Annotated in this window: 5 protein-coding genes; 1 reads left to right on the top strand and 4 read right to left on the bottom strand. The window is 42.3% G+C overall.

Annotated features, from left to right (window positions below):
• Positions 1-82 precede the first annotated feature (82 nt).
• From L5L94_RS18310 to L5L94_RS18295, 4 genes are all read right to left on the bottom strand, one after another.
• Complete coding sequence (locus tag L5L94_RS18310) at positions 83-913, bottom strand: ankyrin repeat domain-containing protein (RefSeq protein ID WP_263164431.1); 831 nt, start codon at positions 911-913, stop codon at positions 83-85.
• On the bottom strand, positions 907-8,049 hold the full coding sequence (locus L5L94_RS18305) for an FG-GAP-like repeat-containing protein (RefSeq protein WP_263164429.1): 7,143 nt from the start codon (positions 8,047-8,049) through the stop codon (positions 907-909). The genes L5L94_RS18310 and L5L94_RS18305 overlap by 7 nt, the downstream gene beginning before the upstream one ends.
• 418 nt (positions 8,050-8,467) lie before the next feature.
• Positions 8,468-9,136 carry an inovirus Gp2 family protein gene (locus L5L94_RS18300; RefSeq protein WP_263164427.1) on the bottom strand — a complete coding sequence of 223 codons (669 nt, stop codon included), beginning with the start codon at positions 9,134-9,136 and terminating at the stop codon, positions 8,468-8,470.
• A gap of 310 nt (positions 9,137-9,446) precedes the next feature.
• On the bottom strand, positions 9,447-10,880 hold the full coding sequence (locus L5L94_RS18295) for a hypothetical protein (RefSeq protein WP_263164425.1): 1,434 nt from the start codon (positions 10,878-10,880) through the stop codon (positions 9,447-9,449).
• Between the two features lie 166 nt (positions 10,881-11,046).
• Here L5L94_RS18295 and L5L94_RS18290 point away from each other — a divergent pair, with 166 nt between their 5' ends.
• Positions 11,047-12,966, top strand: a complete 1,920-nt coding sequence (locus L5L94_RS18290) for a transposase (RefSeq protein WP_263164423.1) — start codon at positions 11,047-11,049, stop codon at positions 12,964-12,966.
• The last annotated feature ends 223 nt before the right edge of the window (positions 12,967-13,189 follow it).

Here is a 13,189-nt window from a genome sequence, read left to right as displayed (position 1 = left end):
GCGACTTAATGGGCTTTACTGAGTAGATAAAAATACACGGTTAACGCCTTGGCTTTAGCACTCAAAAAATCCTCGGACACTATTAGCCAGAATTCCCCTTTGAGCCTGGAGTGATTATGCTGAAGTCAATATTTCTGTCTTGTAACCACTGTTCAACTTTTTTCTTCTGTTTATAGGCGTCTTCATTTTTATCCATCACCCGCTCATGCTCGGCTAACCAATCAAATAAAACAATGATGCCTCTCCGGTTAACCATTTGGAACTCGGCGCCACGATTTAATAGATCTAAAACAATATCGTATCGACGTCTACCAGCTGCTTGAGTTAATAGGGTAGCGTTTGTGTTTGTTTTTATATTAAGATCTGTGCCAGCTTCAATGAGCAGATAATAATTCCTGGGTATCGTTTTTCCGCCTAACTCAACGGTTTCCTCAATAGGTGGGGCATCAAACATTCCTCCTTTAAGATTTGGATCGCCACCATAGGCTAATGCCAACTGTAAAAAGCGACTATCTTTATTTCTGGTCGCCCAATGCATCACTGTACTAGAGCCCTCAAGTTTGACATTGGGTGTGGCGCCTTGTTTTAGTAATTCTTCAAAGCCCTCAAGGTTACCCTTATAAATTGCCCAAAACAGGGGCGTGCCTGTAGATCTACCCTGAGCATTGACATCGACTCCATTTGCCACTAACTCACGGATTTTTTTGATATCGCCTCTTCCTGCCGCTTTCGCCAATGCTCGAACTTGAGGATCAGGGAATATCTCATCCAAATCCATTAGCACTAAAGAAGTTTCTCGCTGTTTCTTATTATGTGCTTTTTCGGCGTCTTCCAAGGCCTGAAAACGTGGATCAGAAGCACAAGCACTTAATGAGCAAAACAGCATAAAATAATAGATAATTTTGTTTAACATGGATTTGCTCCAGCTCGTGTACACATTGACCCCATTCCATGAGCACCTGCATGGCCTAAATTGACCTGGCGGCCAGGCACGCTGATTGGTGAGAGTGAGTTAAGGACTTGAATGCCATCATAACCACTGTAGTAATGGGTGATTATCGGTGAATAGCCACTGCCACGAATGGTATTTGCATGTACTCCCGCCGCATTAAATACGGTTGCGCGCCCACCAGTAGTATAAGCTGCTGCTGTTGCTAAACCACCGCCTAATGAATGGCCAACGAATCGGACGCTTGAATATTCTCGGCTTACATCCATCGCTAACTGCTTTGCACTAGAGTATTGCGCAGACTCAAAACCAAATGATTGTAATAGGTTTGCTTTCATATCACTTAAAAAGCCGCCAAAGCTCGAAGAATCTGTTCCTGCAAAACTTACAACCGCATTTCCCGCTGAATCAATAAAAACACCCGCTCTAAATCCACTATCTTTGTTATCATGGATTTCAGCCAATTTATGACCCGCAACAATATCACCAACCTTTGAGCCATCGCCGTCATCGTAGATCTTTTCAGCCATTTCCATATCTCCCTGAACTTCACTATCGACTGCTTCAGATGAAGAAGACAAAGCAGCTGCAAATGCGCCTGAAAACGCACCGTTAGCAAATTTGCCTCCAGAGACTTTAGACAGTGTCCCGCCAACAACCCCTCCGACAACAATTTTTGAGACAGTATTTGACATTCCTTTGGCAATACCACCAACAGCAGCGCCTAACCCTGCAGACACAAAACCATGTCCAAACTTACCACCTTGGATAAGAGATGTTACGCCTCCGATCGCAGCACTTGAGATAACATTAGCTGTACCACCACCACCAGGCATCATAGCAGTTGATACACCTGCAGCCAGAGCAGATTTAAGGCTACCAGTTAAAGCAAAAGTAGATAACGTGTTATACGCGACTAAACATGCCTGACAATATACTGCGAGGACAACTGTAACTACGGCGTTTAAAATTGGTATATCAGCAATAGCCTTAAATAACTTCTTAAAAAAATATCCACTGGGGTCGGTATAGCTCATGGGGTTATTTTTCACGTAGCTATAGCGATTATAACTTTGCGTATCGCTTGGCGCTTGGATAAATGAGTCTGCCTGCATAAAGCGCCCAATTGTCGCGTCATAGATACGACCATTCATATGGATTAAATCCAAATGGCTAATATGCTCTTGGCCCGTATAACCTTTAGTGGTGGCTGGCGTGGTATAGTTGGCCAATAACCCAGTATCAAATACTGCGGTTTGTTTACCCCAAGGGTCATAAACAAACTGCTGAACACTGTTGCCAACAGCATCCGTAATGGTCGTAGTAGACCCTTGATGGTCTTTATGCAAATACAAGAAGCTATCCGTGCTATTGTTACTTCGTTTGGTAATCACCAAATTACCTACATACAGTTTTTGCTCGGTGAGCGCAGCTTTACCACCGCCGGTACGCACTACTTTTTCATAAGCACCATCGACATAATAGGTGGTGTAGTAGGCTAAAACCCCGTCTTCCAATTTGACATCATAGCGTTCATAACGCTGTCTTGAAGCATCGTACTTGAAACTACTGGATTCGTTACCTTTAGTGATATTATTTACTAAATCGTAGGAACTGTAAGTGAATGTACGTGTGCCGTCAGAACGTATATTGCCGTTTTTATCATAGGTCATGGCGTAGCTGGCTTGACGCAAACGACTGCACTGCGCACCATTTTGGGTCCAAGCCGCAGGACAACTGTAGGTGATAGAAGCGGTGAGTGTACGATTGCAAGAGGTCCCTGCTACAGACCAACCTGCAGGACAGGAATAGACTGGTATTTGAGTAGCGGCCTGAGACAAGGTACGAGTGCAGTTAGTAGCACTGACAGTCCAACCCGCTTCACAACTATATACTTGCTTAGCGGTTGATTGATAAGTTTCGGTGCAATCCCAAAGGCGTCGTCCACCGCCCATAGGTTCACCGTTATCACAAACAACTCCTGCTCCAGATGGCTTAGTTAACCCTGTAAAACTAAAACGTCGAGAACACTTGCCCGTAGCGGTATTTAAGGTTCCCCCTCGAGAGCAACTTTGTTCGGTTTTAACCTGTGCCACTTTCGTTTCAGTTTTCGAACATGTCGTTCCTGAAAGGCTGTAGCCGCTTGGGCAACTATAGTTGTAACTTAGCGATGCGGATTGGTTTTCGCTCTTTTGACAAGTTGTACCAGCCGCATTAAGTGCATAACCTGCAGGACAGGATTTACTGGCCGCGAGTGTTTCAAGAGCACCACATCCGCCATCTTTACAAATATCTAATAACCGGTAAGGGTTAGTCGCATCATAGCTATATGTTCCTACACCTGTTTTGGAAGTAATATTTCCAAAATCATCATATTGAAGAGTGCTTTTAGGGACTTTAAAATCACTTGGTAAAATAATGTCGCCAGGTGGGAAACTTATCGTTCGTTCATCAAGACGATACAGGTCATCATAGTTATAGGTTTCAGCAAAGGCCGTTGATGCAGCTGCTAGTTGGTGATTGCGATAAAAAAGGTTACCGACACTATCAAATTTGTACTCTAAATGATGCAGCATCCCCCCTGCATTTTTTAACTGAATATCACTCACCCAACCTGACTCGGCATCATAAGCCGTTAATTCCTCAGTACCATTACCATAAATAACCTTCTCAACTCCCCCTTTCGCATTCATTTGCTCGATGGTTTGATAGGCTTTACCCGTCGATTTGTCGGTACGTTTATACAAGTAACCAGACGCATTGTAATGGTTAACAACGGTAAGCAGATTTTCAGGATAGCTTTGTTCAGACACTCGCCCGAGGGTATCGTAGTTGGCGCTTGAGGTATAACTCGACGCACCTATCGTGGTGGTTGTGGATTTTAATCTCCCCAATTCATCATAGCTCGTGGTCTTTTGATGGGCTGCACCTGCAGCGCTACAATCATTCACAATGGTGTCAAAACGTTTTTCAGCAACCAACAAGCCCGCGTTTTTAGCCGCTTTAGTGCCATATACCCAGCAAGAAGTGCCTTCAGGCTCGGTTTGGCGCACTTGCCGCCCAAGCGTATCATAGTAAAAGAAGGTAGACTGACTATTGGCATTCGTCTGAGAGAGTAGCTCACCAAAGGCGTTATAGGTGTATTTCCAAGTACCCTTATCTAAATCAATCGAAGTAGTTTTGCGGCCATAGTCGTCATAAATCAGCTGTGTCCTAACAATTTCTGTTCCATTACCTGACACATAGGATTTCAATAGGTTTCCTGACGCGTCATAGACAAAGTTTAATTGATTGCTCAATGAGTCAGTGACCACAGATTGAAGTCCGAGGGCATCCACCACAACGGATGTTTGATTTTCTAGAGGGTCAATTGTTAATGTTTCAAAGCCTAAAAAGTCAACTAATGTTTCCCCATGATTAGGATTGACTTGCGCAATTACGCGGCCAAATTTGTCATATCTTACTTCTGTGAAATACACAGACAGTGAAGCATAACTGGGGTCATAGTCTTTAACAGGACGACCATACGCGTCATATTCTTTCGCAGAGATAATCACTGTCCCATCAAAACCAATGAGCTGATTACCTACCGTCCGACCAAACTTATCGATAATAACGTTTTCAGTTGGCGTTCCCGGCTTTGATTTGGTAGTAAGCAGGTAACCATCAGAGAACGGTGCACACCCGCCACCACTACAGCGCTGATAGCTGAATTGCATTAACACACCGTCAGGCGTCAACTCACTGATGGGTCTTCCCCATCTGTCACTGGTTTTCGTGAGTGTACGACTATTCACATCCGTTAGGGTCACTGTTGTAATCAGTCCCGTCACGCTATCAGCTGTAGTTCCGTTATAGACATAGGTTGCAGCATCACCGAGCGTATTAGTGGTAGTTTTTAAATAACGGCCTCTGACATCATAGGTACTTCTATTGGTTCGTGTTTGGGGTTCTGAACCATCAGCCTTAGTACCTGCGGTAATCAACTCTGAGGTTTTATTACCGTACGCGTCATAGGTGACAGAAGTCGTGACCTTGTAACGATTATCGTTAGGCGAAACAATAGAGTCTTTGATTAAGCCGTTATCAAAGTAAGTAAAACGACTCTCATTGGTGATATCGGCGACATTATCTCGTTGACCAGCGCGAGATTTTGTTACTACCGAATGGCTTAACCGCCCTTTACTTGCGCCGCCCCCAGCACCATCGTACTCATTTGTAATGATAGCTGTAGATACCGCAACATTAGCCTGTAAGTCATAAGTAACCACTTCACTGTTGACGATGTTACCCGCATCATCATAGCTATTTTGAGTTTCAACTTTGGTTAAGTCCCTCACAACACCATCTGTACCGTACTGACGAGTAATATCAGTACTGGACATACTAGTCTGCCGATACACACCAAAGCTATCGCGGGCAAAATCAACTTGCGTTCTAGCCTCAGACAGGGCTTGCGATTGATAACTCTGTTTGGTCGCAATAGGCAGCCCTATACGTGGGTATACTTGGTCATACATGGTTTCAGTAATGATGTCCGACTGTTTATCAATCGTTCGGAGCAATTCAAAACCCGCAACACCACGACCTAAACGATTGACCAACAGACCGCCATACTCATAAGCGACGCTGACACTTCCAGTGCTACTGGCTTGGGTACTCACCAGTGCAACCACTTGTAGCGGTGCAATAATGGAGAAATTCTTTGAGTGGTCCAGATTACTTGAGGTTTGTGTTTTATAGACGTTACTTTGACCGTTCGTTTGCTCAGTTAAATACGCATAGCTGATACTGGTTTTAACCCCAAAGCCATCCGTGATTGCTTTAATAGTATTGTTGTATTTGGGCGAGACGGGAGCGTAGCGAAACCAACCGCCGGCGTTAGCGACGATGTCCAATTTGCCTGCACCATCAATATCTGCAAAGAACAAACGTTCATTAATGACATGGTCTATTATCCCGGATGCTTTCCAAGATGAGACACCTCTGATTGAACTTGGCTCAGACATGTAGAGTGTCGATTTGAGCGACTCTGATTTAGCAAGAATATCAGCACGACCATTACCCATAATATCAATAAAATAGGTGTTCAACTTCTTATCTGCGTCAGTCGTTATCCCTGTATTGATTGATGGTAGAAACGCAGTGCCATCCGATAATTGGATATACCACTGATTACCACTGACATAGGCAATATCAGTTAGCCCATCGCCATTAAAATCAGCTGCCCGTAAGGTATCCATCCCCGATGTGATGGTGATAATTTGCTGTTCTTTATACCCGCTACCTGTTGATACATAAAGTATCCAGTTATCCGTGATATTTTGTCCCCAGCGACCATTAAAATCTGCAACACACTCGGACTGTGAAATATCATAAATAAGCCCCATCCCAGTAGAGCAGTAGCTAACGGTCTTCTTTACTTTAAGAATGAGGTCAGTCAAACCATCACCGTTGACATCTAACAGTGCACTTGATTCAAAGCCTTTTGCCGTATGATTTATACGCGGTATACCTGGACTTGCATCACTCCCTGTTGGGAACGTAAACAAACTCTCCGCAGCAGCAAAACTCCCGCCGCTCAAGTTTTTGTACCACTTAATCTGGCCTGCATCGAGAAACACGATATCCTCTAAGGCATCACCATTCACATCGGCGACCATCGCACTGCCGTTCAAACCAATCGCTGTTCGCCCTAAAGATGTTTGGGTGTATTGCACTGTACGTGTGCTATCAATGCAAAGCTGCCCCCCACGACCATCAGGCTCACAATCTCTGGTCTTTTCTTCTGACGGCTTGAAAGAGAGTACTTGCCAAGGAGAGGTGTTGCTTGCAGCGACAAGTAAGTCGCGTTGCCCGTCGCCGTCAAAATCGATAGTTTGAGCATAAGCATGTTGAGATGCACCTATGCTTGTCATTTGCGTCTCAACACCTGACGCAATAGAGCGCTTGTACCAAGTACCACTTCTGACATAAACAATATCTGCCAGCCCGTCACCGTCCATATCAAAAATATTGGCGGTTAAATTCTCACCAGAAGGAATGTTTAGATTTTTTGCAGGAAGAATGCCTGTGTAAGGCCTATAGGTCGGCGATTGTGGTGCACTGCTCCGCTCCCAATCAAACTGAATAACACTTGTGCAATCCGCTTTATTCGTTCCAACACAAGCTTGGATGCTATCGAGATAGTTAAACTCAGCCAATGACGTCGCTAGTTTATAGGTTAGGTAATACGTTTGCTCAATTTGATTATCTGTTGATAGAAAGACTTTATTGAGTAACTTTGTCTGTGATACGGCTGAGCCGTAAACGATGCCCTTTTTAGGAAAAGGGCGATCGGTATATTCAAAGCTGACCTTTTTATAGGGTAATGCACCGTTAGCATGCCCCGAGTAATCGATGCTGGATAAATACTGTTCTTCATTGTTTTTAACATAATGGAAGCTGATGTAATTGCCAACTACGTCTTCAATGGCTTTCAAGCTCCAAGAATGAATGACCTCATTGCCATTACTTAGCGCAACTTGATATGAATCATCATGGTTGTTTGTATTAGAAGCCGTAACGAAGTTTTTGCCAGCTTGCGTATACGCATCGCCGAAATAAAATGTCTCACCAGCTTTGGTCTCAACCTTAAATGCACCAGGGCCACCGCCATTGGCCTGACCTACTACGGTAATGACAGAGGCATCATCAATTTCTTTTCGGTACTGCGCGCCATCGACGCCATTTTGGCCACTCACGAGCATTAAACGCTGTCCATCCAAACAGAAACTATCGGTGTCTTTTAATTGCACGCCCTGAAGGAATCCATCTTGCTCAATGGTTTTAGGGCAGCGAGTTATCGCAGATGACGCTTGCACTCCCCAACCTAAGCCTAAGTAACCGTCCCCGCCAGAGGATGAATAAGAAATCGCCACGGAGGGCTTCATTCCACCTCGCCCAGCAGAAGCCTCTATAGGCAAAGAATAGGTTGCAGCTCCCATCTCATTGACACGGAAAGCGCCTGTTAACGCCACTGTTTCGGTATCGGCGAAAATAGAGAAAGTGGTGGTGAGTGTGAGGAAAAATAATAGGGTTTTGAGGGGATTGGTATACATCATCAAGCTCCATTTGAAACAGCAATAACGCGTTGTAACCCCGATGAAAAACCAATGCAACTTCAATTAACAATTAAGCAAATTCTAATAACAAATAAAACCCTTGCAAAATGCAGGGAAATCCATAAATCATGAAATAAATGATTACACAACAAAACAACTTGGCAACCAAACAAAAACACAATAGCAACCACATCGCAATAGCTTACTATCCTCTCCAACGAACGATATCAACGCGTCTTTAAAAGAGACTTCGCTAGCTCATTAATACCTCAGTCCATCATGTAAAACTCAAGCAAAATAAGTAATGTTAAAAATAAAAAATGCCCAATGAAAACAATGGGCATTTTTATCTGATAGAACAACACGTTTAAGAACTTAATTTTAATCTAACCAGCAGCCAGACTTAATGAGAATCCTACACTCGGCTACAGCCAAATGAGCGAGTTCTATCGCCATAATGCTTGGTCTCTAACTTGGCAAAATAGCTCAAGCGGAAGAAAGCACTCGCAAAGGTTTGAGGATAATTCGGAGCATTACGATTGAGATAATAAACTGGCGTATCCTCAGGAAAATGGACTAAATGCCGAGTGCTGTAATCATCTAATCCCAAGGCACTGGCCCAGGCTTCAACAATCTTAGTACTCAGGTTTTGTCCACTTCGATTGTAATTACCGAGATGGTTATAGGCATCGTTATTGAGGAAGATAGCGATATGGTAATGGTCTGTATCGGCATCAGCTCGCTCCCTTGCCCAAATATAACGCAGAGTACAAGGATGCACCCGCTTACCCTCACGGCCCTTGATAAGCCTATCATGCTGGATTTTAGCACTCAGAGATTTAAAGAATTTGCTGATTACCGTTGAATCATAAACTATAGGTGAGTCACGAAAATTGAGCTGTGGTAGATGCAAATCAAACCGCACCATAAAGGTACGAGGGTGCTCAGTCAGAGCAGCTTGTAAGGTCTGTAGAATGGCGCTTAAGTATTCAGCGCTTAGTGGCCTAGGATAAACATTGAGGCCTTGGTATTGGCCATTGCTGATGACGGTAAGGTTAGTGTTTGAGGTGTGACGTGAGTACATATTGATATCCCATATTGGTTATTGTTCATAACGTATGGGGTTTGTGTAATTTATAACTCAAAAGCCCCAAAGGGATTGATATCACTTGCAAAGGTTAGCTCGCCTTTGATGGCAGTTAACCCTGTATGTTCATAAGGTAGTGTTAGAGATACTGGTCGAGTGGATACTATTGAGTAGTAGGTATGACTACAGACTAATAGTATTAACAAACAGACAATCGCAATAACTGAAATCCCCGTCAATCATTGAGCGGTAGATCGGGCGAGCAAGGGCGATGGGATCTCACATCGCTCGACAATTAAACGACCATTTAGTCACAACCGAAGCGCATTTTGTGAACTTTGATTTCATTGACCTTTACAATATTTGGAGAATTCACCAAATTCCATCCTTGGTAAGCCAAGATCTGATCACCCAGCACCATGCTATCTTTGACCTTAGCTGAGGTAGGTAACCATAGTTGCAAGACAAAAGTGGTAAACTCACGCTCCTCTCTACTCTGCTGTTCACTGCTTACATCATCGCCTACCAGAGCTTCAGTTTGCTCACTTTTCTTCTCAACCTTTGCAAGCTTTATCGTTCGGGTTGAATGCATAAAATGTCCAGGCAACCACCCAACAAAATTTGGAAATAGCTTATATTCACGAACGAATAATCTTAGAAATGGTGCAAACTCAGCAATTTTAAACATCAACTCATCCGTTAGAGCTTTGAGGGCAAAATCAATCAAATGAGCAGTATCGTTTTCAGTTGGTTGCTGAACATTACAATCGTTCGAATGTAGGCCTTTGGCTGAAATGACTAAACTTTCGGGCATGCACAAACCATATTCCAAGGCCGATCTGATAAACCGTTGTAGTGTTTCATTCTTCAAAATGTCATGAGAAGTATCAAGCACCTTCTCATGCGATAACCCTAACAGCACCGTAGATACGCATAGATGGTGAATGTAAACGCGTAGTCTGGGATCAAGAAAACCTTTAGCCATAGCTAAATACGACTTGTCATCGAGAACACTATTTTGCAATGGGATCTGCTGCTGTTTCTTTTGTTGCTGGAACTTACTATTGAAGCTGATAACCTCCCTTAAAAAGTTAAATTCCTGCAAATGGTTTTGCTGTACAGGCACGCCAAAATTTACGCAATTTAAGGCTGCACTGCGGAGTTCGAGCTTATACATTGTGGGTAAAGCCACAAAAAAATCACTGTTTTTAACTTCTTTGGCTACCAAAGAGATTGCACCAGCTTTCACCAAAAAGTTCCAATTTTGTTCCAATTGCTTGTCCGATAAACCCGACCATTTTTTTAAAGTTTCAGTCGAATATCCAATGGCATAGCCAGCCTTATTAGCCAATAACACTAAGCATGCCCATTGCAAGCGAATGCCTTGCCTAGGCAACTTCAGGTCCGTAGCAAACAGCACATCTCTTAACTCTTCTTGGAAGTCACAAGTAGCGAGTGTGTTTTTACAGCGCCGATACCCTTCACTGGTCAATTGAAAGTGGAAACGTGAGCGTGGCTTATCGGGTGAAGGACTCACATCAAGGTTTGGGAATTTTAACATATACCCTTCTTGCACTAAATAGTGCAAGCCAGCTGCGATAGTTCTCTTTGGCATTTTGAACAATTTACTTAAATCCTGAATGTCACCACCAATAAAAAGACCGCCTTGTAAGGTGGACCATTGGAGCAGCAACAATCTAGTTTCAGGCGGTGCATCCGTCATTGATTCAAGTACGTTCACTATTAATGTCCTTTGTATTCCATACGTGTTTACCAATAATACACATTATTGCTAAGAAAACCCTAGTATAATTGGTCACAAACGATTAATGTCGTTACTTGTAACGTTACATTGTAACGTCGTAAAAATTTATAATATTTTTAAATATGCAAAAACGGAAAATTAGATGATTCTAATGCATGGTGATGTAATAAAGCTTTTCAGTTTTCTGAATTCTGAGACTCCAGACAGTATCAAATGGATCAGAGAGCATCTGTATAAGAAAGGGTTCTATATTCCATCTGAATATATCGACACCAATACCATCGTCCGTTCACTCGCAGATCAAATGGTACAGAGAGGCTACACATTAGAATCAACAACAGTCATTGCAAAAACGATGGGGGGGACCTGGAGAACAAAAAAATGTAGAAAGAATTCGAAGGGTAAAGTCTCCTTCACTGTGACAATCGACAGTGCTACTTTTAATAAATTGGAAAAAATCAGTAAAAACAGTAAAAAATCTGAATTCATCTCGGAAATGATACAGGAATGGAACCCGTCATTGATTAAAAATGAATTAGTCAAAACAAGTAGTAAGAAGCAAAAAATCAATAGAACCATAGAGGATAAAGACATTGTTTTTCAAAAAGAACTAGCTCTTCAAAAAAAGCAGGCCTCAAGCAAGAAACAAGCCCAACAAAGCGGGGCAAAGCCAGCTGGTGAGAATGTCATTGACTTCGAACATGAAAAAAAATCGAGAGAGAAAGGTTTAAAAAATGATCATGGAAACAAAAATAAATTTGCTGCTTCCGACATTATCGACGGGCACGAAGATTTAGATCAGCAAACCAAAGACAAAATAGAGGACAGCACTCCTACAGCTCACGAACACCTCAATGCTAACCCAACGGCCACAACAAATACAATTAGTCAAATAAACAAAGAGTTGCTGTCAAACAGAACCAAGCAAGGTGAGTTAATAGAACCAGAAGTCTTAAATGAGCACAAAGACACTATAAAATGCGACAGAGCATCATCTCTGCCATCGATGAAGCAAAGTGAAACGACTCTTCCGGCTGAAGACCACAAGGTTATAGGCAATAGTGAGCAAAGTAACACGATTAAAAATTCGCCTGAACATGACAGTGTCGCCCATCCACACAACATAACTGATACCGCGACTGTCAAGGAACAAATCCCAATATCAAACGACATGCCTGAAGGCGAAGAACCTCATTCATCAGTCATTAAAGACCAACCCAGAGCTAACCGTAGTGTACCAATAGTTAAATCCGTTAATAAGGCTGGTATCGTTAACGCTATTTATAGCAAATTACCCCTAGAGATCAAAAATAGACGAAAACGCGAATTAAATTCAAGATATCCAGTGATTTGGATCATTCAGAATCATCATGAAACAAAAGAAAAAGATCTCATTGTGAGTACCGTTTGCGTGCTCAATGAGGCTGGTAGCATTGAATTATTAGATTTATATCTATCTGATAATATAGAAAATAATCATAGTTTGGCACACATACTCAACGACTTTAAAAAACGTGGGGTTAAAGAGATCCTAACTATCTGTTCAGATACTAGCCATAAGGATTCTATAGCTGCGCTGAAAACCCTATATCCTCAAACAGAGCTACAACTATGTATCTTAGGAAAAATTAGAAACTCGACTGAATCGGTACTACTCGAAGACCAAAAAAACTTTAATGATGATTTACTAAAAATCAAGATGGCACAGAGCATAACTGAAGCAGAATTAGTGTTATCTGAAGTAAGAGTTATTTGGGGAGACAAATATCCCGATGTGATAAATTCTTGGTACAAAGAATGGGAATATTTTGCTAAATACTTCACGTATCCTGTGGCTATACGTGAAACCATTTACACAATGAAAGCAGTTGAACTAATGAAAAAACTCCTCAAAAATACGAGTGAGTTTAACAAAAATGAGTCCGCACAAAGCTTAATCACTCGACTTTACGAAAACATATTTACCAAGATAGAACGCTGGGGGACTCCATTTGTAATGTTGGACGACATTAAGCCACTTTTGCACCATCACTTCGAAGAGCGTCTAAAAGGCCTCACCTGAACAAACTGACGCATTCTGTTGAAGTGTCTTCTATAGAATTCCAACTGGTGGGTATATCGGTGGGTATCAATGCGAATTACCACAAAATAAAACATGCTATCCATTGTTAAATAATGGTTTTATTACAAATAAAAATATTCAGATCCAAAACGTTGAGTAATGATAGTTAACGCGTTTTAGATACCCAAAAGCCCTTAATGTAAGGGCTTTTTGTATTTTATGA

Origin of the sequence: Shewanella sp. SM21, from assembly GCF_025654335.1 — a bacterium.
Classification (GTDB): domain Bacteria; phylum Pseudomonadota; class Gammaproteobacteria; order Enterobacterales; family Shewanellaceae; genus Shewanella; species Shewanella oncorhynchi.
Note: the sequence above shows the minus strand (reverse complement) of the source record. Positions and strands in the feature narration are given on the sequence as shown.